Annotated in this window: 23 protein-coding genes; 9 read left to right on the top strand and 14 right to left on the bottom strand. The window is 62.0% G+C overall.

Features of this window, described 5'->3' with window-relative positions; translation table 11 throughout:
• Positions 1-9: 9 nt before the first annotated feature.
• The 4 genes from QE394_RS05110 to QE394_RS05095 form a co-directional block, all read right to left on the bottom strand.
• Positions 10-237, bottom strand: a complete 228-nt coding sequence (locus QE394_RS05110; protein ID WP_349033908.1) for a hypothetical protein — start codon at positions 235-237, stop codon at positions 10-12.
• 196 nt (positions 238-433) lie between these two features.
• A complete protein-coding gene (locus QE394_RS05105) occupies positions 434-835 on the bottom strand; it encodes a DUF6228 family protein (protein ID WP_349033907.1) in 402 nt (133 codons plus the stop codon).
• On the bottom strand, positions 822-1,724 hold the full coding sequence (locus QE394_RS05100) for a hypothetical protein (protein ID WP_349033906.1): 903 nt from the start codon (positions 1,722-1,724) through the stop codon (positions 822-824). Before QE394_RS05100 ends, QE394_RS05105 begins: the two co-directional genes overlap by 14 nt.
• Before the next feature lie 26 nt (positions 1,725-1,750).
• A complete protein-coding gene (locus tag QE394_RS05095) occupies positions 1,751-2,236 on the bottom strand; it encodes a hypothetical protein (RefSeq protein WP_349033905.1) in 486 nt (161 codons plus the stop codon).
• 356 nt (positions 2,237-2,592) lie between these two features.
• Here QE394_RS05095 and QE394_RS05090 point away from each other — a divergent pair, with 356 nt between their 5' ends.
• The 5 genes from QE394_RS05090 (at position 2,593) to QE394_RS05070 (ending at position 7,763) form a co-directional block, all read left to right on the top strand.
• Positions 2,593-3,006, top strand: a complete 414-nt coding sequence (locus QE394_RS05090; protein WP_349033904.1) for a hypothetical protein — start codon at positions 2,593-2,595, stop codon at positions 3,004-3,006.
• Complete coding sequence (locus QE394_RS05085; protein ID WP_349033903.1) at positions 3,003-3,464, top strand: cytotoxic translational repressor of toxin-antitoxin stability system; 462 nt, start codon at positions 3,003-3,005, stop codon at positions 3,462-3,464. The genes QE394_RS05090 and QE394_RS05085 overlap by 4 nt, the downstream gene beginning before the upstream one ends.
• Positions 3,465-3,538: 74 nt before the next feature.
• The gene (locus tag QE394_RS05080; protein ID WP_349033902.1) at positions 3,539-4,003 is read left to right on the top strand and encodes a hypothetical protein; all 465 of its coding nucleotides are present in this window, start codon (positions 3,539-3,541) and stop codon (positions 4,001-4,003) included.
• Between the two features lie 295 nt (positions 4,004-4,298).
• The gene (locus QE394_RS05075) at positions 4,299-7,505 is read left to right on the top strand and encodes a hypothetical protein (RefSeq protein WP_349033901.1); all 3,207 of its coding nucleotides are present in this window, start codon (positions 4,299-4,301) and stop codon (positions 7,503-7,505) included.
• Positions 7,506-7,529: 24 nt separating this feature from the next.
• A complete protein-coding gene (locus tag QE394_RS05070) occupies positions 7,530-7,763 on the top strand; it encodes a hypothetical protein (protein ID WP_349033900.1) in 234 nt (77 codons plus the stop codon).
• Between the two features lie 94 nt (positions 7,764-7,857).
• On the opposite strand, the gene QE394_RS05065 is transcribed toward QE394_RS05070, so the two are convergent.
• Positions 7,858-9,228 carry a competence protein CoiA family protein gene (locus QE394_RS05065; protein ID WP_349033899.1) on the bottom strand — a complete coding sequence of 457 codons (1,371 nt, stop codon included), beginning with the start codon at positions 9,226-9,228 and terminating at the stop codon, positions 7,858-7,860.
• Positions 9,229-9,386: 158 nt separating this feature from the next.
• Here QE394_RS05065 and QE394_RS05060 point away from each other — a divergent pair, with 158 nt between their 5' ends.
• The 3 genes from QE394_RS05060 (at position 9,387) to QE394_RS05050 (ending at position 11,769) form a co-directional block, all read left to right on the top strand.
• On the top strand, positions 9,387-9,983 hold the full coding sequence (locus QE394_RS05060; RefSeq protein WP_349033898.1) for a hypothetical protein: 597 nt from the start codon (positions 9,387-9,389) through the stop codon (positions 9,981-9,983).
• Entirely contained in the window at positions 9,980-10,981 is a 1,002-nt protein-coding gene (locus QE394_RS05055) for a nucleotidyl transferase AbiEii/AbiGii toxin family protein (RefSeq protein ID WP_349033897.1), read from the top strand. The genes QE394_RS05060 and QE394_RS05055 overlap by 4 nt, the downstream gene beginning before the upstream one ends.
• A gap of 410 nt (positions 10,982-11,391) precedes the next feature.
• On the top strand, positions 11,392-11,769 hold the full coding sequence (locus QE394_RS05050; RefSeq protein ID WP_349033896.1) for a hypothetical protein: 378 nt from the start codon (positions 11,392-11,394) through the stop codon (positions 11,767-11,769).
• Between the two features lie 666 nt (positions 11,770-12,435).
• On the opposite strand, the gene QE394_RS05045 is transcribed toward QE394_RS05050, so the two are convergent.
• From QE394_RS05045 to QE394_RS05005, 9 genes are all read right to left on the bottom strand, one after another.
• Positions 12,436-13,605, bottom strand: coding sequence for a hypothetical protein (locus QE394_RS05045; protein ID WP_349033895.1), 1,170 nt, complete (start codon positions 13,603-13,605; stop codon positions 12,436-12,438).
• A 317-nt stretch (positions 13,606-13,922) separates the two neighbouring features.
• The gene (locus tag QE394_RS05040; protein WP_349033894.1) at positions 13,923-14,255 is read right to left on the bottom strand and encodes a DUF6804 family protein; all 333 of its coding nucleotides are present in this window, start codon (positions 14,253-14,255) and stop codon (positions 13,923-13,925) included.
• 424 nt (positions 14,256-14,679) lie between these two features.
• Complete coding sequence (locus QE394_RS05035) at positions 14,680-14,862, bottom strand: hypothetical protein (protein WP_349033893.1); 183 nt, start codon at positions 14,860-14,862, stop codon at positions 14,680-14,682.
• Positions 14,863-15,066: 204 nt separating this feature from the next.
• Positions 15,067-19,869, bottom strand: coding sequence for a type ISP restriction/modification enzyme (locus tag QE394_RS05030; RefSeq protein WP_349033892.1), 4,803 nt, complete (start codon positions 19,867-19,869; stop codon positions 15,067-15,069).
• Between the two features lie 159 nt (positions 19,870-20,028).
• Positions 20,029-20,868, bottom strand: coding sequence for a hypothetical protein (locus QE394_RS05025; protein ID WP_349033891.1), 840 nt, complete (start codon positions 20,866-20,868; stop codon positions 20,029-20,031).
• Between the two features lie 185 nt (positions 20,869-21,053).
• Positions 21,054-21,698: a DUF6308 family protein gene (locus tag QE394_RS05020; protein WP_349033890.1), complete on the bottom strand. Its 645-nt coding sequence runs from the start codon at positions 21,696-21,698 to the stop codon at positions 21,054-21,056.
• Positions 21,699-23,081: 1,383 nt separating this feature from the next.
• The gene (locus QE394_RS05015; RefSeq protein ID WP_349033889.1) at positions 23,082-23,870 is read right to left on the bottom strand and encodes a metallophosphoesterase; all 789 of its coding nucleotides are present in this window, start codon (positions 23,868-23,870) and stop codon (positions 23,082-23,084) included.
• Complete coding sequence (locus QE394_RS05010; RefSeq protein ID WP_349033888.1) at positions 23,863-24,180, bottom strand: hypothetical protein; 318 nt, start codon at positions 24,178-24,180, stop codon at positions 23,863-23,865. Before QE394_RS05010 ends, QE394_RS05015 begins: the two co-directional genes overlap by 8 nt.
• Positions 24,165-24,401, bottom strand: a complete 237-nt coding sequence (locus tag QE394_RS05005; protein WP_349033887.1) for a hypothetical protein — start codon at positions 24,399-24,401, stop codon at positions 24,165-24,167. The genes QE394_RS05010 and QE394_RS05005 overlap by 16 nt, the downstream gene beginning before the upstream one ends.
• Positions 24,402-24,492: 91 nt before the next feature.
• Here QE394_RS05005 and QE394_RS05000 point away from each other — a divergent pair, with 91 nt between their 5' ends.
• Positions 24,493-24,765 (top strand): helix-turn-helix transcriptional regulator, encoded by a 273-nt coding sequence (locus QE394_RS05000; protein ID WP_349033886.1) that lies wholly within the window; start codon positions 24,493-24,495, stop codon positions 24,763-24,765.
• The last annotated feature ends 14 nt before the right edge of the window (positions 24,766-24,779 follow it).

Genomic DNA, 24,779 nt, shown 5'->3' with positions numbered 1-24,779 from the left:
CCCGAGTCGCTAAGCCAGCTCTGCAGGGTCCGACACTATGTCGGCCTTCGTTGAGGGCAGCCTCCGTCGAGCGGAAAAGTCCACCTTCCAGCTGTCGAGCTCGTAGACGTCGTCATCCGTGTCCAGATTCAGGGCAACCTGGACCGGGATGTTGTCGCTGTCTTTGAACCACCCCTCCGAGAGCGTCCGTCCGTACTCCCGGTCCGGTTTGCTGCTATGAAATTGAAGGCTGCCCATGCCGCCGTCCTCCATGTCACTTACGAGCAAAGCAGAGAGATCTAAAGCACTCCACTGCGGCTGGCCCGTTCGCTCAAGCAGTGCTTGAATGAGGACAGTTTTCGCCTGGGAGAAGCGGTCTGGGGGTCACCTGAAAATCCTATGCTTGGCCCGCGAGCAGAGTTTGCACATTATGCTGACCCGTTCAGGGGGTGAGCTACTGCCGTGCTGTGAACAGGGCCTGGATGTCTTCGCTGGCACGGCTGAGCTCTTCGCCGGCGTCGAGGGTGACCTTGCCGCGGACACACCATTCATCGTGGAAGGAAGGGTCCTGGAGCGTGAACGACAGCTCGACGTGGCTTCCGGTGTGGCGGGCCTCCAGCAGCAGTTCACCTTCAATGGACTCATAGGTCCGTATCCCGCTCCAGCCACGCCAGTCCGTTGCCAAGCCACTGAAGAATTCTCGAAGGTCAGCAGACGAATAGAGGTACACCTCGCGGTGTGCGGACAGGCCCTCCAACGCCACGGAGACGGTCACACCGGCGATTTCACCACCGGTTCTGCGGCGCACATCCCCGAAGGTCAGCTGCGGGGGCTGGCCCATCTCAGCTTTGTTCATCGTCATCCTCCCGGGCCTCGTTCGCCTCGGCCTGCGCCGCTTCCTGTCTGGCCTTGAGCTCCTGGATTCTTAGCTGCAGAGGGCTCGGCGGACGTGGTGGTGAAGGCGGGCGGAGCCTCACCCGGTGCCAGTCCAGCGTCTCAACGTCAGCGGCGGCGCGAAGGGCATCGATGAGCTCCTTGCTGCCGAACACCCTGGTGCCCATTAGGTCATAGTCAGTCCACACCACCCAGGCCCGGTCCTCGGGCCACCACAGCTCCGGGCTGAACTCCTGCCGTCCCGTGGCGAGCATCGAAGACAGCATGGTTGAGAGATCGAAGGTAAAGGTCGACATGGCCTCTTCATCAAGGGAAGAGGTGATGGGTGAGAACCTGCCGCGCATGCGGTTTGAACCGGTATGCGCTGCGAGGACCGGCACGAGTGCTTCCAAGTCAGCCTTTCCCAGGGACCCCTCTGTCGGCCAGACCGAAGTGTCACGCTGCGCGCCTGGGTGTATGTCATGGCCGGCATCCCTGTCATTCAGCAGGGCCTCCCACCTGAAGCAGGGTGGAATCTCCAGGCCGTCGTCCGAGGCAGGGCCGCGCAGGGCCACAGCTTTGAGCGAAGCGGTCTCAGCCCACGTGATCCGCTGCCACCCATCGGGAGCATGCGCGCCAAAACCGAAGCCCGGCATCGAATCAGGATCATCAGGTTTAGGCTCCGTGGGCACATCGGTCGGCCGGAAGAACTGTGCGTGAAGGACCCAGGTGCTGTTCGTGAAGCCGTCGGGCAGCGGGCCGTCGAGCGGATCGCCCAGGAAGCCGTCACCCAGCCATGCCAGTTCCCGGCCGGCCAGACCCTCCCAGGCCCACCCTTCCGGAAGTTCCCGCAAATCTTCTGATTCCCCCATGGAATGAGCCTATCGCCGCGCGGCTTCTACGAGGAGGCGTTGGCCCTCGCGAACATGGCCTTTCGGTCGTTCCCATCGGCGGGTGTCAGTGAGGTGTCTACCGAGCTGAACTGAACGTCGAACTCACCGCTCGGCCAGGTGATGACGCTGTGGACGAAGGTCTCATCTGCAGCAACTGTCACTTCGTCGCAGAGTATTTCGAAGAGGCTGGTGCCGGTCTCAACTCCCGGTTCGACGATGACCAGGCGGGCATTTCGGTAGCAGGACGTCAGCCACTGGTAACCCACCTGGTTGTCACCGATGAGCGCGCGAAGTTCCACGTCCGGACCGGCCTGCCGCAAGGAGCGGATGACAGCATCGTGGACATTGAGATCCAGTAACTGACCAGCTCCCGAATGAAGCCTGGGCCTCACAGCCTCCCGCTCCAGGGCCCAGTTCCGGCCGCGGTCCTCCTCCTCCTCGGGTGTGAGGGCACCAGAGAGGGCGTCACGGGTCAACCATCGCATTGGCATGCGGCAAGTCTAGGGGTGAGAGGACACGGGAAAGGGTGCGCCCCGTTCGCTGAGCGCACCCTTTTCGCTTCCCCTCGCCGGATCCCCATCCGTGAACCCATCATAAGCATGCTGATAGTTTGGTTGGCAAGCTACCCGGCCGGGTAGCGCAGGTCATGCGGATGATTCCGCCATCCCGTGCCGGACATCATCCCCGCACGCTACCTCGTCCAGCGGCCGAAGGCCGGGGGGGCATCTCGCGGATCAGGGCTCCCTTCGCTGAGCGCACGGCCTCAAGGGCCTTTACAAGTCAGGGCTTTCTCCGCGCGGGGAATCCGCGTACACTGTGTACACGCAGGAATCACCAGGAGGAACCCGTGACTGCCATGGCCCATTTCCCGACTCTTCGCTCCGGGCGGGAACACCTTAAGGATGTGCTGGACGCTGCGGCCAGCGGCCGCCCTGCCTCCATCAGCCGGGACGACGTGCGCATCGCAGCGGTAGACGCCGCACGGCTCGTCGAATTCATGGCCAAGGTTCGCCCTGCCAACGCCCAGCTCGTTCCGGAAGCCGGCGGGTGGAGCGTCTTCCTGCCCGGTCTGCCCATAGCCGCCGACGGTGCGACCTACGACGAGGCCCTCGATGAAGCAGTCCTGGCGCTGCGCGACTACGCCGACGCATGGACCGAGCGACTCCGGCTCGCCCCCAACCACGCCAACAACTGGGGCCTGGTGCAGCTCGTTGAGGCTGCGACCGACGAACGCCTTAAAGCCTGGCTGGCCGGGAAGTGAAGTACCCGCCGCCGACCCGGAAAGATCACGAGAAGTTCTGCGTCACGGAGAAATGGGAGCGTCGCAAGACGTCCACGGGAAAGACCGGCACGCATCACCATAATTACGAGCTGGCCCTGCACGATGGCCGGATCCTCCTCACCCGCATCAGTCACCCGGTGAACCGCACCGACTACGGCCCGGACCTGTGGGGCCACATCCTGCGCGAGCAGCTCGAGGTCACCAACGCGGTGTTCTGGGATTGCGTGAAGAGCGGTGTCCTGCCGGACAGAGGTGGGCCCGCGGAGGCACCCACAAATGCCATCCCCGCCGGCGTCGTCTCGATCCTCATCGGCACGTTTCACCTGCCCGAAGAAGAGGTCAAGGACATGACGGCCGCCGAGGCGATCGCCCGGATGGGTGAACTCTTCTCGAAGCAGGCCGACGAGGATGACGATGCCGAAGCCGCCAAAGTGTAGCTGACCGGCCACACCTAAGTGGGCCAAGCAAGGCCGCGGGGATCTGCAGCAAGGCCACCGCACACATATGGGCCATGCCTCACATCTCAGTCCCCACCCTCAACGTCTACCAGCCCGGGTGCGAGCTCCTCGCACCCGGACTGGCGGTGGAGCGCTGCGTCCTGACCCCGGAAGCCCGGGCAAGCCTTCCCAAGGGCACCATCACCATCGACGCCGACGACTGCCACGGTGTAGCGGACGGGAACGACGGCTTCCGTGCGGTCGGCCTGGGCGGCACCTATCCGGCCGACCAGAGCGCCGTCCTGCCCGCCTACGTCATCGCCGGCCCAGACCTGCCGACCTTGATCCCCGGGGGCGGGGCAGTCCTGTCGCGCCAGGAGCTCGTGGACGGAGTCCGCTACGAGTTCTACGCGATCGACACCGCCGGCGACCTGTTCAGGTGGACGGGCCTCGACGACCTGTACGAGGGGTTTGCCTGGGAGACCGCAGGCCAGGAAGGGGAGGCATCCCCGGTCTTCCCGATCACTGCCTGGCAGTAGCTGCCCCAAGGTCCTCGGGCTGTCTCACGAACTCTAGCTCTTGAGACTGGTGTCGACATGGGCGCCAAGAGACGTTTGAGCGTTGAAAAGCGTCTCACCAAGTCGGTCTCACCGTAGGGTCTCACTAACCCTTGAGGGTTAGTGAGACAGTTTGTTCCGGGAGCAGCTAGCCGTTCCCTTGCCGAAACTTGGGTCTGGGCCGGGAATCCAAATGAGATCGTCGCAGGCGGCCCGTGCTTTGAACTCCCAGGCAGGGAATCAGCTGAAACCAAACGCACGGATAGAGTGTCAGTCGATGAGCCTTACATCGCTGCTCCAGGACCCGCAGTCGCCGGAGCGTGCTTACCTGGACCGCATATCCCCGCGCCTTGAAGCCTCGGTCGGACGCGCTGAGCCGTCCCGCACGGCCGCGGAGGACTTGGGACTGCCGGAGCTAGCCAGCATGAGCACCGTGGTGTCCCCGTTCCAGGGGGCTGACCCCCGTCTGGCCGGCACGGCTTTCGACTTTAGCGCACGCATCGAACTGGGCGGCTTCGACCCGCGCCATTCCATGGCAGCCGCCGGCGTGTCGGTGCTGGCGGCCATTGCTCCCTCCCTCGAAAACGGCGCGCACCGCACACGCATCCTCTCCGAAGCCTACGACGTCGCGGGCAGGCTGTTGCAGGAACCCTCCAACGACGTAGACCGAGACCGGGCGGCCATTCTTCTGGCCTACTGCGACCAGGTGGCCCGGAAGGGTGCCGTGGTGATGACCGGTTCGCTGGGAACGTCCTGCGACCAAGCAATGGACGGACAAGAGTTCGCCGAGCAGGTTGATCCGCGGGACCTGGCCAACCTCAGATCGTTGATGTCCTCCAACGCTGATCAGCTGGAAGCCTGGCAGGAGCAGATCGCCGCCGGAGTCCACTACGAACCAAACCCGCAGTTCGCCGGGCCTGAACTCGTCGGAGGCGCCGACGCGGACTGGATGATCGGACAGACCCTCATCGACTGCAAGGTCTACAGCACGTTGACAGTCAGCCGACTCCGAGACTTCCTGCGTCAGCTGCTCGGCTACGTCATGCTCGACACGGAGGACAGCCTCGGAATCCGCCGCGTCGGCGTTTGGCTGCCGCGCCAGCGGCTGATGCGGAGTTGGAGCCTTAATGATCTCCTGGGCGGGGACGCTGAAGAACTGCTGCCATCCCTGCGGCAAGGGTTCATCAAGGCCACCGCTAAGACCCAGATTGGGCGGTATGAGGCGGTATCTGAAAAGCACAGACACAAATATCTCGCTGACAATCGGCACACCCCGTTCGACATGCTGGACAAGCTGGCAGCGGACGAGGACCCCGACATTCGCCGCCGCGTAGGCCGAAATGAGTCCACTCCGGAGCCCATTGTCCGGATGTTGGCCGAGGACGCCCGCTGGCTGGTGCGCGAGGGGGTTGCCAGCAACGGGAAGGCAACTGAGGACCTGCTGGAGGCTCTCGCCTGCGATCGGAGCCTGGCCGTTAGACGCGCCGTAGAGCGGCATCCACGCGCTCCGCGGCCCCAACTGAAGGCCGTCACTGCTGGCATCAGCCACGGCAGCGACCAGGATGCCCACGTGGCCGATGCAGTAACTGCGTTGGACGCCGGGGCAACCCCGGAGATGCACACGGGCACAACGCTTGACCCAGGCCGGATTCGCGTCAACCAAGACCGGGACGAATCGGCGCTGGAAACGCGCTGGTTTTCGGACTTCCTCCTCATGTTCGGAGGCGGACCCCAGCTTTCGATTCCCTGGGCGAGCTACCGCTGGGGCTGGCAGACCGGCCGGAGCCTCGGCGTCGAGGAGTGGATGCGGGCAGGCCTCCCAGACGACGTCCTGACCGATCTACTCCGCGCGGACCGTCCCGCTTGGGTGCGCAGGGTGGCGGCCGGCAGGCTGCCCCTCACAGACGCGATAACCCGCACAATCCTGCTCCATGATACTGATCCCGAGATTCGCTGGGACGCGGTGAAACGCTCGGTCCGCCACCAGGGTGACGACCTCACTGCCTTCCTCGCCGACCTCGGAGGATCCCGGGAAGCAAGGCTGCTGTTCCGCACCTCAGGGCTCGGCTCCCGGCGCGAGTGGCGGTACACCGCCGCAGAATATGAGAGCCAGACAATGTGCGTACTTGCCGCCCACCCGTCGACCCCCAATAGCATCCTGCGGGGCCTGGTAAAGGACTCCCCGCCGGAGGTGCTCGCCAGCCTGATCGAAAACCCGATACTGAAGGCCGAAGATCACGAGCGGCTCATCGGGACTCTGCAGGCCAGCAGATCCATAGCGGTCCGCGAGATGCTCGCGTCGCTTGGGTCCGTGCCGGAGACCGCGCTGATCGAATTGGCATCCGACCGAGACGCCAGGGTCCGGGAGGCGGTCGCGCGGCATCACGCAGCGCCCCTGCAAGCGCTCACCCGCCTGGCGGGGGACTGTCATCGGGAGGTGCAGTTGGCCGTACTGGAAAACCCGGGAAGTACCGCTGAACTGGCCTGCTCCATCGCAGAATCGCTGCTCCTGACTGACGTTGAGGAAGACCTGCTCGAAATGCTGCGGCTGATGAGCAGGCGGGAGGACATCGAGGTGCCGGTACGGGTCGTCGAAGGAGCTCTGGACCGGCTGTCTAAGAGCCGAAGGCGGGACCCTGACATGCGTCTCATGGTCGCGGGCGACGAACGAACGGGCGAGAAGACCCTTGCACGCCTTGCCCGAAGCACCGATGAGGACGTGCGCCGGGAGGTTGCATCAAACCCCAGCACCTCCGGGGTCGTGCTGGAGCAGCTCACCGGAGACGCCGAGCCAGGCGTTCGGGCATCGGTGGCTGCCAACCCGGGTGCACCCGCGGCTGTTCTCTACCGAGTCGCCCACGACGACGAGCCACAGGTTCGGGCGGGTGCGGCCGGGAACCCCTTCCTTCCACAAAGCCTCCTGGAAAACCTGCTCAGCGACACCGCGGACAGTGTCCGGACAGCCGCGATGCGAAACCCTGCGGTGCCGGAGGAACATGTTCGGGAAGTGGAAGCCGAACTGGTGTTTGCCCAGCAGCGGTCGCGTCCGGACCGTGCAGTCCTGGAGCAGATGGTCGAGGATAAGAGGGCGGAGGTGCGGATGGACGTCGCCTTCAGCCCGGTCGCCGACGCCGACCTACTGAGGATGCTCGGTGGCGAACGAAGGAGTACCCAAGTGCGCCGTGCCGTGGCCGCCAACCCGAATACTCCTGCCGAAGTCCTGCGCGCACTTGCCGGCGACGAGGACCGCCAGGTCCGCCAGGCGGTCACGTTCAACAGCGCGACACCACAGGATTTGCTCGTTGAGACTGCCGGTCGAAGCATCGACTTGGCCATTCTCGTCGCCATGAACCCGGACGTCCCGCAGGGGGTCCTTGACGCCCTGGCCCAGGACCGCAGTCCTCTTGTCCGCTTTGTCGCCAAAGGCCATTTGCAATCTAGGGCTGGCCTAGACGCTGGAACTAGCACTCCACGACTTCTTTGAGCGGCCGAACAGATCCGGAGGGTCATGCTGTCGATTGAACAGGCCAAAAAGATCGCCTACGGGGCGCTGACTCCTACCTGGGAGGCGGGGGAGTGCGGCGACGACACCGTCGCGGACTACGGCTACGAGGACGAGACCGCCTGGCTCCTCATCGACGGCGGAAGCCGGCTGGTCATCAACCGCGACGGCTCCTGCCAACTCATCGGCCGGGGGAGGGCACCTTCGTGGACAAAAGGACCGGCGAGATCTTCTTCCTGACGTACCTGGAAGACCCGAACCGCTTCGACGCCATGACGCCGGTGGGCGAGCACCCCGACGAAGATCTGTAGCTCGCCCTATTCGATCGCCTACGTCATGGGGTGGGGACCCGCTTGCCCAGCCGCGGTTCCTGCCGGTTTTGGCACCAGGCGCACCATTCCCTTGGCGTCGCGTGAAGGCCGCACCGCGCCCCCCGATCTGGGCTCGGCATGACGCCGACTCGAATGGGTGGAGTCGGAACTGGAGCAGGGCTTGCTGCCGGGCTGGGCTTCACGACGGGCGAGGGCGGCCTTAACTTCCCGCCGGGGCTGCTAAGGATGGACCATTTCTCGGACCGGATTTGGGAGATGAAGATCTGCCCCATGGTGCTGTCGCAGGAGGGGCACACGAATGCGCTGTAGAGCCGACCACTGGCTTTGGTGCGCCGTGGTTTGATGGCTGCCTTGGGGATGTCAGGCTTGGCAGCCTTGATCCAATTGTCGACGGCCCGATGCACTTCGGGGTGGTTCTCGAAGCGCTTTCCGCCGACCTCAGGCTTTACTTGGAGGCTGGGCGTCCCACCTCCCCATGCCCAGATGCGCGCGTCCCAGACCAGCATTGGTTCTTCGCAGTTCCAGCAGCAGGTGAGGCTACCCCAGACATAGGTGTCTGTATGGGTGTGCACGACGTGGGGACCGAAGGCTAATTCAGGTGAGGCCGAGCGATCGTTCATCGCTACGATGGCTTGCTCGATCGCTTCCTGCTTCCTGCGCCCGGCGGCAGCGGCAGCATCCGCGGCCTCGGCTGCAGCCTTCTGTGTGTCTGCCTGGTCCTGCGGGCTTCCGTGTATCCAAGACGGACCTCTGCGGAGCAGGGCCTCGACGAAGGCTCCGAGATTGTTGTCTGCGTAGACGAGGTTCTGGTTTGCCGGCAGGGCAAGCAACGCAGAGACGTCGTCCGGGACGTCGCTCGTTTTGCCAAAGCCAGTCACCACCACGGGCACTATGGTCTGGCTGGACTCAAGTTGCCGGGGGATAAGCCACACCGGGAAGGCTCCGCTATCGAAGTAGCGTTGGGAGCGGGCGAAGTAGTTTTCAGGTGTTTGGGATGACAGCTGCACCTCGAACGCGATCCGTCTGGTGAGGTCATCCGCCTCGGCCAGGACGTCGACGATCCATTCCCGCGACGGGTGCGGGTGCTCGACGATCGCGTGCCAGCCAAGGACCTGGTCGATGCAGAGCTTCAAGGCCTCTTTCATGGCCAGGTGCTGCGCTGTCTCGCCGCCGTGGTCGACCTTGCAGCCGGCTTTGCGGAGGTGCGCGAAGAACATGGTGGTTTCACCTCTGGCCTTAGCCACGGCGCGAACGCCACATACCGGCATGACCATGCGCTTCCGGTCCTCCGAGTTCTGAAGCTCAGCCCAGGATTCCTTGGTATGCGCTGTGGCGTCGACCCGGTTCCCGTCGAGCAAAGCGGTCAGCAGCAAATTTCCCCCCATAGTCGTGAGCCACCCCCGGCCTTGGGAGTGATTGGATCAACGCCTCGGGCTTTGTGTCAATGGACAGTTTGCCCGACAGTTCCGAGGCGGTTCACCAGGGCCCATCAGCTTGTCGATCTGTCACAAACTCCGTAAGCTTTTGTGACATGAGCACGACTACCAAGGTTTCCGCGACCGCCTTCCTGGAACAGATTCCCGAGAAGTCTTACGTGCGTGTCTCCGACATCCCGTGCAGCTCGACTGCATCCCGTGCTGCACTGTCACGGGCGGCGAGAGACGGCAAGCTGGTCAAAGCGGCACGCGGCCTGTACTACAAGGGTCCGAAGACTCGGTTCGGCATGGCCAGGCCCAGCATTCTGGAAACCGCCTTGGAAGTCCTCGGCTCCGAAGGCACCGGTCCGTGCGGCTATTCTGCAGCCCGCGCCTTCGGTCTCACTACCCAGGTTCCTGCCAAAGTGGACCTCGCAACTACCGGACCAATGCGAGAAGGCCTGGAAGGAGTAGAGCTGCACAAGAGAAGCAACCCTGCACGGCAAAAGCTGTCGTACTGGGACATCGGTCTGCTCGAACTGCTCCGCGAACCAGGCGTCATCGAATCTGGCTGGTCCGCCCTCGTTGCGGCGTCAAAGAAGTTCGTCAGCGAACGCCGTATACATCCGGACCTCATCGCTGACGCTGTTCCCCGAGAGGCTCCTGACGTCCGTCGCCGATGGGGTCAGCTGGCTGCGGAGTTGACGGCTTGACGGCTCCACAGCTGCGAAGCGCACTCGACGATCTTCAGGCGCTCGTTGACGCTGCGGCGCGGCATTTGGGCCTTCCGCAGGCTTTCATCGAAAAAGACTTTTGGGTTATCGAAGTGCTTCGCTCGGCTATGGAGGCCCGCACCATAACTGACAAATCGGGGGCCGTCCTGCCGGTTACCGCCGTCTTCAAGGGTGGCACCAGCCTGAGCCGCGCATTCGGCATCATCCACCGGTTTTCGGAAGACGTTGATCTGCTGATCGGGTTCCCCGGCGAGTGCTCCACAAAGGTAAAAGACAAATTCCTCAAGGCCATCTGTAATGAGATCCGCGCACATCTCGGCCTCGACGGTGACCACGGAAATCTGGAAGGCTCATCAACAGGCGTCAAGCGCAACATGCGCTACTACTTCCCGGCCTCCTATGGCTCGCCGGCAATTACCGAAGGCGTCCTATTGGAGATGGGCACCCGTGGAGGGACGTTCCCCACCGAGACACGGCACATCCGCTCGCTGGCCGCTGAATACGCCATTGATGTGCTCAACGAGTCCGAGTCGGCGTACGAGGAGTTCGCGGCCGTGCCGGTACGGGTGTTGGCGCCGGAGAGGACCTTGCTGGAAAAGCTCGCTTTGGTCCACGACGCGGTGACCAGGTTGCCGGAACAGAGCGCCCAAGCAGCACTGGAGCGGGGCGGCCGTCACTTCTACGACATCCATCGCCTCCTTAACGACGACCGGGTAGTGTCTGCCCTGGCGGAAGCTGGCCAAGACGGTGTAGCCAGCCTTGTCGCCGACATCGGAGAGCACTCTACAGCCGCCAGCTTTCCGTTCACGGAACGTCCAGCGGAGGGGTACGCTGCGAGCCGCGCCTTTTCACCTGACGAGGAGTCTCTGCCCCATCTGGAGCGGTCCTACCAGCTCGCCACCGGCCTGATTTACGGGGACGCACCGACTTTGGAGGAATGTCTGGCCACGGTGCGGTCCGCCGCCCATCTGGTCTGACCGGATCGGCGAGCTTATGGCCAACGAGGCAAGGAAAGCGGCGGTACTTCGGGCGCTGGAGCGCTTTGTGGTGCGCGCGCGCCTGGTGCAGGAACACTCCCTTGCGGCTGACCTGCGGGTGCTGGAGAAACACGCTGCCTGGGAGATGACCTTCAGCCTCACCTACGATCCGGCCTCCGGTAAGCGGGGCGTTACGATGAAGCCCGCTGCATTGCTCCCCACGGAGCAGGTCGAATCGGCCGCCGCTCGAGTGCGCCCGCTCTTTCTGATGAGCGACGGCGTGCACTACGACAAAGTCCTCAATGCGCTCGGAGAGGCCGTGTCTTCCGCCGCGGTCAAGAAAGAGATCGAGGCCCTAAGAGCTGACTTCAGGGTCGCTGACCCCGACTATCCCAACAGCCGAACCCAGCATGACCAACAAAGAAGTCGCCGGAGCTTGGCTTTACGGCCAACTGCTGCACGAGGACGAGATACGGCGAACCTACGCTGCAGGAATCAGTGCCGAAGAGATGCTGCTGAACGCAACAAAAACGGTCTGTGCTGAGATGCTGGCAACCGTCAAGGCACTTCACCTGATCGAACGGCTCGTCGTCGACGACAGCCTGGATCTTTCCGAAGAACTCTTCACGGAACCCGTATCCGTAACGGCCACGGAGTGGGCGCCTCAAATCTCCAAGGCTTACGTGGCTGAACCAGGCACGGCCATGCCCGCCACTCTTACTGAACCTCCGGGTACCGAGTGGAGCGAAGTCCACGACGTCTTCGGCCCCGGGCGGACTCACTCTTGATAGGGCTACAGTGGGGTCCGCCAGGAGAACTGAGGTATTTTTGGGCTTAGCCCTGACCGCCCAGCCAATACAGCGCCACGTCGACTTCGCGGGCGGACCAGCTGCGCCCGTGATGCTTCGCCGCGGACTACAGGTCGCTGACGATTTGCATGTAGCGTCCATACCTTCCTGGCGTCGCCGATAGTGAGAGCCCGAGCGTTTCCAATCCCTTTTTGGGCGCGGCGATCATACACCGCCATGCGTTCCGGCGCGGCGGCCGTCAGAAGGGCCGATGCTAGCGCGTCTCCTCGCGCGAATCCTGGCAGTGCAGAGATTGCCGCACGGCCCCGGCTGGCTGCGGCGGGTAGGCCCAAGGAAGTGTTGTTGACAGCTGCCGCAGCCTTCTCTGTGACAAAGCGAACCTCGAGGACCCTCATGGCCATCAGGTCCCTGACCCAGCGCATGTCGGCGCGTAGTCTCTTCCAAAACAGCAGGGAGCCGATGTCGGCTTTGCCGATGCTCGCCGAATCGCGAATCCTTCCGGAGACCTCAACGAGTACCTCGTCATATGCCGGAGAAGCCCCCGACTGGAAGTCTCGGTGCGCCCGCAGAAGCGTTTCCCATGCCGCACTGGTCAGGTCGTTCGTTGTCAATCCCTTGGTCATGGTCAGAGCCCTCCGCGTGCGTTTACTTCCCGACAGGTGCGATGACGTCCAATCCTTCTCGGGAGGGAGCGAGCTCGAGAACGGTCTGATCGGACTCCGTCAAAAGGGGCAGGCTGTCAGGCGTCGAGTGAAGTGCTCGGGCGAGGCGGCCGAAGCTCGTGCGAACTTCGAGTGTGCCCTTGCCTGCAAAAGCAACCGGCACCTTGCTCGAATCAATCTGCAAGACATTGAGGTCATCGATGAGCCCGACAAGCTGCTCCTGTCGCTTCGCGAGTACTGACAGCTGGTCGCGCAGTACCTTCTCGACATGTGGAAGCGGCCGATCTGCGTTCGAGAACTCAGCTGCGATTTTCTCGAGCACGACAACTCGAGCCCGAAGCGCCAGTGCCGTGTAGGTCTGGGTCACCATCTGCTCGAATTCCCGCACCGGATTCTCCCGTTTGTCGACGAGTTCCTTCATGAGATCAGGTCCGTACACGCGGGCCGAGTTCCGATGTTTCCCGGCCACCTCCAGCCAGCGGTCGAGCCGGCGGACGTATTTGGTGGTCAGGGTGTCCAGTTCGCCGAACGCGTGGCTGACGGATGAAATTTGGGGTATCTCGGCCTGATCCAGCAGGTAACCCGCCACGTTGTGGGCTTGTTGCTCTGCCGTTGCCAGGACCGAGCGCTCGTCCTCGTCCATGCGGAACTGGATTCCGCTCACTGCGTTCTTGATCGCGTCGAGCTTCTTGTTCATCTGATGCTGCGCGAGCATCTCTCCCGCGACGGCAAGGCCCACGGTAGCGATGAGGGGCCCGGCTGCCAGGGTTGCGCCCGTACCTGCCGCTGCTGCGGGTACGAGGCGTACGTGTCCGGCGATCTTTGTTGATCCTGCCGCCCGTGCGATTCCACGAAAACCGCCACCAACGGCGGGGACGAGATCTCGGGCCACCGCTCCGCTCGGCAAGATCACCTGGTATAGGTCGTTGTTCGACGCGGCACGGCCAGCTTGCCCGATCGCTTGGCTGATTGCTTTAGCGAACGCTCCGGAAGCCGGCGCGACCATTCCGGTCGTAGTGCTTTCCGCAGGCCGTGGGGATTGGCTGATGACGAGAGCCTCACGGTTCAGAAGCATCCGGAGCATAGTCTCGGTGCTCAGCTCCGCTTCCAGTGGGACGAGCGGAACAACAACGGCTTCTTCTTCATGTCCCACAAGGCCCCCAGAATCGTGATTTATCAACCAGTCACTAAGTATCCCCTACCCGAGTGATCGATCCCCAATTGCGTGTGCAGGCAAAGCAGTTCCAGAGGTGAACTAGCCGGTACACCTAGTAACTTGCATTTCATCGTCCTACTGCCTGAAGGGGCGCAAGTGACGTTATCGCCAGCTATGCGAAGTGGACAACGGTGGTGATCATGATCAGGTGGAGAGACGACGCTGCCGCCACGGGAATGACTACGCCGAGGTCGGCGCCTGAGTCCGGGGCAGATGGAACGTTAAGCTAGCACTGACCGGGCGGTCCCTTATGGTTACAGCGGAACCGGGGGTTCCCTGCGGAGCGCCGGCTGAGACGCAGGCATGTTGTACCCGGCCAGACTGAACACTGCGGCGCCGAGAATGTCCAGAAACGCCCACGCGTTGCGGGGCATCTCAACAGGAATGATCGGATTCCACAGGACGGCCGCCAAGGCCAAGCTGACAACCCAGCCTGTCTTCTTTTGTCCGCCAGCGATCGTGCAGATCCAGATAGCCATTGCCGGCACGGCGACGCGCAGCAGGACGTAGAACTCGTAGGGCATCGGCAGGATGGCAAGCACGAGGGCGATGGCACCTATGGCGGCAGGTGCTGCGGCCGGATACACGGTTTCGAGGATCCGTCCGTCGAGTTGCTGCTCCGTGATCCTTGGGGCCGCCGGACGCCGGATGCTGTCGTGCCTGTACGGATTGAACTCGGTCTCGTAGGGGGAGTTAGGCGCTGAAAGAGTGACAGGGGATTCATTCCGTAAGGGTTTCCGCAACTTGAGTATGTGAGACAGGGAAGCCCGGTTTCGCTGTAGATGCGCCCGGCTCCGGCTCGATGGCCTTCGACCAAGCTGGCGGCCGCACACCGGCTTCAATAGAGGCCGCAAAGCGTTCCTGCTCCCCGTCTCCGGATCCTACTGACGGCCACTCTGGCCTGATTTCGTTCCACGCTGCGTTGACCCCGGCGGATACGGCACTGCCGTCATCCTGCAATGCGCCGGCGAGGAGGGAGGGGCTGGAGGAGCCGCCTGTGAGCACGCTTCCCTACCGCCACACGGCGTTCGGTCCTTCAATGCGGATCCAGCCAACGAGCTCGGACTGCTCGATGAGGAGTATCGGCTCACGTACGCCACGTACTGTGATCGTCGCGAGGTCCACGCCAATGTCGTGGTGCAGAGTCAAGTAGGCCGACGATTGGAGTGTCTTCAGCGCGTCGAGCTTGTCCACTGCATATCCTTCGGCCAATGCCCCCAGCGGGCGTTCGATTAATCGTAGCCGTGAACTTTGCCATGACACGGGAGTCTTCCCTTGGTGAAAGAAATGAGTAAGATCGTCAGCTGATTTCTGGACGGCGCTGAGGTTGTCCCATGTCAGGTCGAGCTACTACCGGCCTCCGTTGGAAGACATCGGCGGGGCTCCGCCTAGCCGAATCTAATTCAGATCGAGATCAGGCAACGAGTCCACGACCCGGTTGGTCTCCAGGCTGAGCGCCACGACGCGGCCGATGAGGTCGATGATGTAGCGGGGCTGCTCATGCTCGCGCGACCAATCGTTCGGGTCGTTCGCGATCCCAGAGGCCTTGTCCGTCTTGACCTGGTACCGCTCGAGGATCCAGTCCAGCGCCGATCGGGAGCCGAGCATGTAGCGGTGAGCCTCGGCCGGGATTCCCTCCAATGTGATGTGGGAGTTGTAGATGATCTGAGTCTTGTCCCAAGCCCCGGCCTTGCCGGCGTACTTCATTTTCGTGACTGCGTACCGGGCGTAATCGTCGTGCTCGGCGACCAGCCTGGTAGCCACCTCGTTCAGCGCGTACGGCTCCAGTGACTCGTAGCCGATGTGCAGGTCGGAGAGTGCCTTGCCGGCCTCCAAGACGGCACGGAACCGCTCGTTACCTGACACCAGTGGGATGCGGGGGAGCATCTTCTTGAGGTCGGCGGCGAACGTAGATCTGTACTGAGGGGAGTGGAGGATTCCGTAGACGTAATGGAAGACGTCATCCTTCGTGATGTCCGGGCCGTAAGCGGCACGATACTCGACAAGCGCGGCGTCGGTGATGTTGTCTACGGGCTGCACTTTGCCCTCAGTTGTCTCGAAAAGCGTTCCCACGGCTGAAGTGGAGTATGTATAGCGCGGGAAGAACTGACCAGTGTCCAGCATGTGCAGATCCGGAACGGAGTCGACCATGAGCGCTTCGAACGTCGGGTAGTGGGATGAGGGGGACGTGATGTAGATGCCTTGGTTGACGGCATCGGGGGTAGGAAAGACCGCGGGCAGCTGACGGGTGTCCTCGTTCAGTCCTTCCCCGAAATACAGCCATGACCTCTGGAACGGCCGGTAGATGGCGCTGCGAACCGCCCGGCGGCTGAAGACCAGCTCGTTTCCGCTCTTGTACCGTGATTGCAGCCTGCGAGACCAACTGAAACGGCTCGGGTCATTCGGAAGATCAGAAAGTTCAACTCCCTCCCTCAGCTGTGAATTGAACCCGTCTACGAGGAGCCCGGTATGCCGCACGAGCTTTGTATCGGAGTAGTTATAGACCCAGGAGTCCCGGTTTGAGGTGAGTCCGCGGGATGTCAGGGCGAAGATTCCGGTCTGGTTGGCCGTGCTGACGAGTGGGGTCAGAGAGTCGAAGGCGACATTGCGTTGGTTGATCCAGTCACCGTCCGCGTTAGGAACGATAGTTGACCACTCAATGGTGTCCAAGCTCGCTTCATTGACGATGCTGAGTTTCTGCTTCCTGTCCAAGTAGTCCCCGATGTCCCGATAATGCAGGACGGCGCCGCTGGCGGCTCCGGACCGCTTGACCAGAATGACAACAGCCACTGTGTTCCGGCTGCCAGAGTCGAAGATCTTGCCGCCCTCCCTGCGGCTCTCCTCGCCTGCCGTGCGCTGATTGCCACGCAGGTTGTAGACGTAGATGTCATGGAACTCATCGACCAGGGCTTTTCGGAGTCCATCGGCATTGTTGGAATCGATGTAACCCCCGTTGGAAACGTAGGCGACGACACCTCCGTTGGGTGAACTGAGGATCCTGTTCGAAGCCCAGCGGATCGCCCGGATGTATGAGTCGTAAAGTGCGCGGTGGCTTGTTCCGGACGAGGCTTTCACATAGGTGCTGCGAATTGATTCGTCGAGGGTCGGGTACTTGAGGTTGGCGTTGTTGTCATTGCCACTGGACTGGCCAACAGAGTAGGGCGGGTTGCCGATGATGACCCGGATGTCGAGAGCGTTCTGCGCCTTGACGCGGTCGTTGTTGGAGGTGAATACGAAGTCGTCGAGGGTGTCGCCGTCTTCGGTCATCTGGAAGGTGTCGGTGAGGACAATGCCGTCGAAGGGGAGATACGGCACCTCGCCAACGTCCTTGCCTTCGACTGTCGCCTGCTCTTCCAAGAGGCCATGCACGGTGGCCTCGATGTTGATCGCGGCAATGTAGTAAGCCATAAGCAACAGCTCGTTGGCGTGCAGTTCCTGCGTGTACTTGCGGAGCAGGTCTTCCGGTTTGATCCGGCCCGACTGGAGCAGTCGGACGATGAAAGTGCCCGTTCCCGTGAACGGATCCAGGACGTGGACACCTTCGTCACTGATCGAGGCACTGAAGTCCTTGGCGAGGACGTCGTCGACGGCGCGGATGATGAAGTCGACGACCTCCACCGGGGTGTAGACGATACCGAGTGACTCGGCGGTGCGGGGGAAGGCCAGCTTGAAGAACTTCTCGTAGAGTTCCGTTACTATCTTCTGCTTGCCTTCCGCGTTGGTGATGCCCTCGGCACGAACCCGGACGGAGCGGTAGAAGGATTCGAGGCTGGCGACCTCGGAGTCCAGGTTGTACTTCTCCAGGATGTCGACCATCGAGTCCATGACCTGGGAAACCGGGTTGTTGGCAGCGAACGAGTAACCCTCAAAAAGAGCCTCGAACACCGGTTTGGTGATCAGGTGCTGGGAGAGCATGTCGATGGCATCGGCCTCGGTGATGGAGTCGTTCAGGTTCCCGCGCAGGCCCTGCAGGAAGATGCTGAATTCTTCGCGCGGACGCTGGTCTTCGCCGTCGAGGATGGTCTTGATCCGAAGCACGTGGCGGTCGGCGATCTCCTTGACGTCCTTGGCCCAGGATTCCCAGTAGCGGCGGTCGCCGACCTTGCGGACCATGCGGGCGAAGATGGCGTTGCGCCACTGGTCGGCGCCAGCCATGTGGAACAGCGCCTCGGTGCCAGCCCCGTTGGGCTTGTCGCTCCCACCGCCGCCCGGGCCGTCACCGAACGGGTCGGCAACCGTGATGACGTCGATCTTGTCGTTGGCGTTCCGGTTAAGTTCGAGCTTGTTGATCATCGCCTCGAACCGGTCATCGTGTGCCCGGAGCGCCTGCAGGACATCCCAGACGACTTTGTACTTCTTGTTGTCGTTCAGGGCCGTTTCGGGGTCCTGGCTGGCCGGCACCGCGATGGGCAGGATGATGTAGCCGTATTCCTTGCCCTCGGCCTTGCGCATGACGCGGCCGACGGACTGGACGACGTCGACCTGGGAGTTGCGCGGGTTCAGGAACAACACTGCATCCAGGGAGGGGACATCGACGCCCTCGGAGAGGCAGCGGGCGTTGGAGAGTATCCGGCAGGTGTCTTCGCCGTCGGCGGTGAACGTGTCCTCGGCCTTCAGCCAGTCCAGCTTGGAGGAGCGCTCCAGAACGTTGAAGGTGCCGTCCACGTGGTCAGCTTCCAACTTCAGGGCCGGGGCCTCGGTCTCGCCGCGGTTGACGAGCAACTGCCGGCCGACGAGCTCGAAGTCCGCGGCCAGCTTCTTGGATTCCTTGATGTTGCGCACGAACGCAACCGCCCGGCGCATGGGTGAGGCGTCTGTGATGTCGAGCCGCTGACCGTTGACTCCGCGCTTCGAGAGGCCGTTCCAGCAGCCGACAATCCGGGCGGCGTCATCGAGGTTCAGGTCGCCGTTCTCCTCGAACAGGCTTTGAAAGGACTTGCTGACGGTTTCCTCGTCCACAGCAAGGACCAGGACCTTGTAGTCGGCGAGGTGGCCCATCTCTACGGCTTTGCCGAACCCGAGGTGGTGGAATTCCGGGCCGTAGATGGCTTCGTCGTCCATGGAGTACATCTTGACGTCGTCCTGGCCGGCCTTGGCCTTGGCTGCCTGGACGTAGATCCGGGGCGTGGCCGTCATGTAGAGGCGCTTGCCGGACTCGATGTAGGTGTTGTCGTGCACCTTCACAAACGCCGAGTCGTCATGGCTGGCTTCAGTGATACCGGTGGTGCGGTGGGCCTCGTCGCAGACGATGAGGTCGAACTCCTGCAGGCCCTCCTTCTGGGCCTGGTGGATGACGTCGATGGACTGGTAGGTGGAGAACACCACCGTGATGGCTTCCTGGCCGGTGCTGATCCGCGCACGGTTCAGAAGCTTTGCCGGGTCAGTTGTGGCCGGGAACGCCAGGTCGTGAACGCTGACGTCCTCGTGCTCTTTTCGACCGACCTTGGTGTCCGAGCACACGGCCAGGGGCCGCAGCGGGACGGACGCCTGGGCGGTCCACTCGTTCAGGGTCTGTTGCAGCAGGGCGATGGAGGGGACCAAGAACAGGACCGAGCCGCCGATGGGGACGATTTCTTCGACCATTTTCAGGGACGTGTAGGTCTTGCCGGTGCCGCAGGCCATGATCAGCCGGCCGCGGTCGCTTTCGGTGAAGCCCTTTTTCACATCGTCGATCGCCTGGCGCTGGTATTTACGGGGTTCCTTGCCGCCGAGCTGCTTCATCTGCTCCGGGGCATCAATGCTGAACTCGGACCAGTCGATGGTGGAGTCTGCCAAGTCGGCGAACCGGAGTCGGGTCATCGGCTTGGACTGGCCCTCCAAGGCGTCCTCGGCGTGCTTGGACCACTTGTCCGTGGTGGAGACGACCATGCCGTACGAGAAGTCGTTCTTGCCTACGGCGGTGAAGAAAGAGTCAATCTGTTTCTTGTCCAGCGTCCGGGCCGGGTCGTAAAACTTGCACTGGATACCGGTCAGCTCGCCGGTATACCGGTCCTTCGCCACAAGGTCGATGCCGGTGTCCACGTGCCCGTTCCGGCCCGGCCATTCATTCCACAGCCAAACGTCCGAGAACTGGTCGGCGTACTTGGGTTCGAGCTCTAGATACCGTTTCATCAACTGCTCGAATTTGGTGCCCTTGTCGTGCTGATCACTCGCCGAAAAATACAGACGATCGAGGACGTCTTCGAAACTTGCTGAACCCATGGGAAGTATCTTGCCCTATGCGAATCTGGCACCGGCAATTTGCCGCCCACACGTTGCCACATCAGACGCGACCCGACACGCTGTCATGAAACGTGGTCCGCTGGAGCTAACGCGATGTCCACTCGTCGATGATGCGATCCACTTCTTCGTCGTCCGGCCTCAGTAGCGAGGCCGGGTCATTTCCGACATCTCCGAGAGCACATCCCGCAAGAGGTCCTTGTTGGCCTTTCGCTGCTCGCTGCTGGCAGGCTCCGGCCGGCCGGTGCGGGCACGCCACTCTTCGGGGGTCTCACTCCACCTGAGGGACTTCTTTACACCTGGGTTCTCTCCGGCGATCGGGGATGCCGTGATCCTGCCCGTGTGAGGGTCACATACCGCCCCGGAACTGGACACGCACAGCTTCCCTGCCTCTGCGTGGCAGTACGGGCATGGCCGGGACTTGATGTCCTCCAGGACCTCCTCGACGAGGATCCAGTAGTTCTCCCGGCGGGTGGCCTGGTTGGCCTTGTCCCGGAGCATCTTCTCGGCGTCTCTGCGGCGTGCGATCAGGGCAGGAACAGCGTCTGGCTCCTGCTCCATCGCCTGCCGGTAGGTGACCGAGGCCTGGACCTGGTCCCGGTCCGCCAGGACGGACAGGTAGACGACTTGCTTGGGGCTGAGGATCGCGGCGGATTCGTGCTCCTTTCCTGGCCCAAACCATTTTGGTCCCGTCGGCTCGAACCGCGGCGCCAGCAGCACATCATCCTCGATCGCCAACCGGGCCTTCTCCAGCTCGGGGACGGCAGCCTCCAGATGCTCGGCGAAGATGTCGGCCGCGTCCATTTGCGCCTTCAGGTTCAGCGGCATCCTGCAACCCAGGAGAGTCGCCCGGTAGGCGGAAAGCGCTGCATGCACGGCCGCGGCGGCATCAGTCACGTCCCGCAAAGCCGACGGCTCGACACCCTCTCCTGTCGGGTCGAAAGCGTCGTAGGGCTTGCCCTGCTGTCCGTCAATAGTCACCGAGCCATCTTAGTTCGGCGGCGGGAGCCGCCCTGGCTCGTCCTACATGAAGATGGTGCCACCTATGCGGCGACTTCTTCTATGCCAAGTTCGTCAGCATCGTCCAGCACGTCGCTCCTGATTGGCGCTCTGCCCCGCCGACGTGCAGTCCCGTAAGGGCGAGTTGCTGCGAGCCTAGATAATTATCAATTCTTGCGTCTGCCCAGCTCCCAGCCAATGATGTCCAGGGCTCGCAGCGTTGAGATCTTTGGATCAGGAGCGAGAGCAGCGATCTCTTCCCATTGTGCGTGCTGCTGATCCAAATCATGTTGCAGCGCTTCCAACCATGCCAACCGGTAATCCCGCTTGCTTCGCTTCTTCTTGGGAGGGACGGGAGCGCCGAGACAGTCTGTGTAGCAGTAGCGGATCTTTGCGTCGAAGAGCGGTAGCAGGTCAGGGCGCTTCCGGTGGAGGACTTTGGACAACGTGGTGAGCTTTACGTTGTCGGCGGGTTTCTCTTCCAGAACGTCGAAGAGGTCGGCAATAGCTTCAAGGGTGGCAGCTGACGCGTCGCGTAGGCTGCCCTTCAGATTGGGGCTCTGCAATCGCTCGTTGAGAAGCTCCAACTGCCCCTGCAGGCCGTAGTAGACCTTGAGAGGCTTGTTCGAGACGTTCAACAAGGCCACTGCGAGAAGATCCTGTGGCCCGATCAGATCGCCGTCCGATCCCGGGTACCCGTCGTATGCCGGGTACGCCGATGCCCCGGGTCTCCCAACCAAATACTCGGTTGCCCAGATCTTTGCTTCCTCGAAATCAACCTGTGCGGCCCCAACCCTCAGCGTTGTCGTCATGACGACATCGTACGGTGAGTCCGAAGAGCTGCCTCGGAGGCGCGGTCCCAGAAAGACAACCCGTGGTCGGGGAGCAACACTAGATAGCCGCCCGGACAGAATCCTGCGAGCTGGGTAGCAGCCGTCGTTGGGTCATCTTCTGCGTTGTGCTGGGTGCTGTTGGAGCTTCCGTTCTTCCGCACGCGGAATCCTGGTCTTACTCCTCAACCTGGCATGTCGCCTTATGTCTATCGGCGCCCTGCTACTTTCTTTCACCTGCCACATGATCGTGCCGCTGGTCCGCCCCTCAGGGGCAGTTTCGCTATGAAGTTCTCAAACAATCGGCCTTCGCGAAGCCTGACACGCGATCGTGTCTGCCCTAGACCATGCGTAGGCCCAGCCGCTAATGGTGCCCGCCCCGCTTTGGATGTTCCGCGCCGGGCCGTTCGGCTCGGAATCGCCCTTCTAGGGGTGTCCACTGTAAGACCGCATCAGGTGCGGCTACCGCCTCAGGCCGGAGGCGAACGGCAGCGACGCGTTGGCGGGACAGCACGTACCGCTCAATGAAGGGCGCGGCCATCATTCCTCCGCACTTGTGAGCATGCGCCGATTACCGTCACCGCTCTCACCGTTGAGGGGTGTTTTGGGGCGGTTGGTGTTGAACCGACCGGAACCGACCAAGACCGACCGGGTGGTCGGTCTAAATTTTGATGCAAAAAGCCCGTGAATAAAGGGAAGTAGGCCCTATCTATCTATCTATACCTACTTACCTACCTTAAAACATACATACACATAGGGGCCCTCAGTGATGATGTTTTCTTGATCTGGAATCATTAACATCACTGTTCTCTCATGGAGATGTTGTTCCCCGGTCGGTGTGGTCGGTTTACCCCTTCGCGAACACCCAAAAACCCCTAGAATTCGCGGCAAAATGGGGCAAAAACTAGACCGACCGGGGGTCGGTTCCAGGCTGGTGCGGGGTGGGTTCGGCCCTCAGAAGGGTGGGTTTTTCGTCCATTGGGGTGTTTTTTGCTGTCCCGCGCTGAAGTCCGATGGCAACGAAATGGTGCGGCGCCCCGTCCGAAAATGGGCCTGCAGGCCGGTAGGTCTAAACCGTCAGCGTATCGCGGAGGTCATCTCGAGCATCGGATGGACCGCTTCGGACCACTTCCGCCAGGCCAATATCCCGGGCATATCGACGTGCCGGTTTGACGAGTATCGAATTCAACTTCTTCCACCGGGTCTTGATGGCTGGAGGCAGCCGATAAGCATGCGCAGGTTTCCCGGTATCGCGCCGGGTAGCGGATGACGTTCGACAGACGGGAGAGTGGGTCTTTCGCCACTATGCTGTCTCCATTGCCGGACCTGGGCTGCTTGTACCCAGGTTGCCTGCTCTTGGAGCCTTCACTCTCCCGGGCGATTACCGCGGATATGAAGCGGTTCGACATTGAGCCCGGAGCTTCCGGGCCTGAGGAGGATGCCGTTGCCAATCCGATCGTGCTCTTGACCCAACGCATCGACGCGTGTGGAACGCCCAGTTGGATGGACGATTCGGTCCACAACCCGCTGGTGCCAGTGCCCGCAGATGAGATTCGCGGGCTGCAGTTTCCGTACGACCTCAGCAAGGAGGAACCTTGTACGGTCCGCCTTCTCGCGAACTGTGTCCGAAAGATCGAACTGTGAGGACACTGGCACGCCCATAGGAGCGTCATGGGTGATGAGAATGTCCACGGGGCCGTCGGCAATGAGACGTTCCGCCTGCTCGACGGTGGGCTCCTCGTCGCTCCACCAATCGCGACCCTCAGTTCTCCACTCTTGGTCCACAGAGTAAGCGCCGCCCAGGCCTCCAACAGTCAGGCCTGCGATCAAGGTCCGGCCTCCTTTGGGCAGAATCTTGATGTTGCTGCGCCACGTAATCAATCCGTTGTCATCCACGGGGAGCTTGTCGATGTTTACCAGGCAGTCGTGGTTGCCAGGAGAGAGCACGAGAACCTGATCATTCGCGACCAGGGCGTTGTTCAGACGCGTATCCTGCAATCCGCGCTTGGGACCCAGTGGCCAATCAACTCCCCAGTCACCCACGTGGACAATTGGCCGAACGCCTTCACGGGCCGCAGACTTCAGGGCTAACCTGGCCCACTGGATGTCTCCGTGCCAGTCCCCGAACACCGCGATCGCATCAGTGTCATCCATGGTCGGCCACCAGAGGCTCGATCTGGACAACCGGGGAGGTGGTGCGCAGCGTCACTACTGAGTCTGTCCCAACTTGCAGCCAAAGTTTTGCGGGTTCGCCAACCCTGCATTCCTCAACCATTAGCAGTTCGAGGGTTTCGTCATCCCGACGGAGACGCGAAAAGCCCGCAGTCAGAAAATCGACGAGAGGAGCCGTTGCGGCCATCCTTCGGCTCGCCGTCCTGTTATTCAGGTCCAGGCGGTAGTGGCTGCCTGTTGCGGTGGTGACCAGATAGACGCCCTTACCGCCGTTACTCAGCTCCTGGGACACGGCTCGTCAAGGCTTTCAGCCGGTGACGTGACCGGGTCGATGGAGGACAACGAGGACGCTGGCGTGGGAAGGGCCAGGTAGTAGGGATGGCCGGTTTTAAAGTCAGGCAGGCGAAGAATTTCGTCATCGTCCGACATATCGGCAGGGGCGAGACTCAGGAAGTGTTTCATGTCGCCGAGAGTAATCGTGACTGCTAAATCGAGGATCACTGCTATCGCCATTGCTCTATTCCTTCTCCTCTTCGACTCAGAGTGTGATGAATCTCCGCTAGCTATGTATCACTAGTAGAGCAGACATTGTTGTGTGCTTCCAATGACATGGAGTGTGCCAGTTAGACCAAGCCAGACCCCCGAAGAAGTTCTCGACCGCTGGGCGGCCCGACGACGTGAGGTGGGCGCCAGGATTCGCAGCCTTCGCCTTGAGCGGGGCCTTAGCCAGGAGTCCCTGGCACTGGAAGCCGGATTCAGCAGGAACATGGTCATTGGCATCGAATGGGGAAGGAAGAGCGTCGCCTACGAGCGCCTCTGGGATATAGCCGGAGTCTTGGGCGTCGACGTGGTGGATCTGATCCTGCCACCGAAGTAGGGATCCGTCGCCGC

This window comes from Pseudarthrobacter sp. SORGH_AS 212 (genome assembly GCF_030818145.1).
Lineage (GTDB): Bacteria > Actinomycetota > Actinomycetes > Actinomycetales > Micrococcaceae > Arthrobacter.
This window is presented reverse-complemented; position numbering and strand designations above follow the sequence as displayed.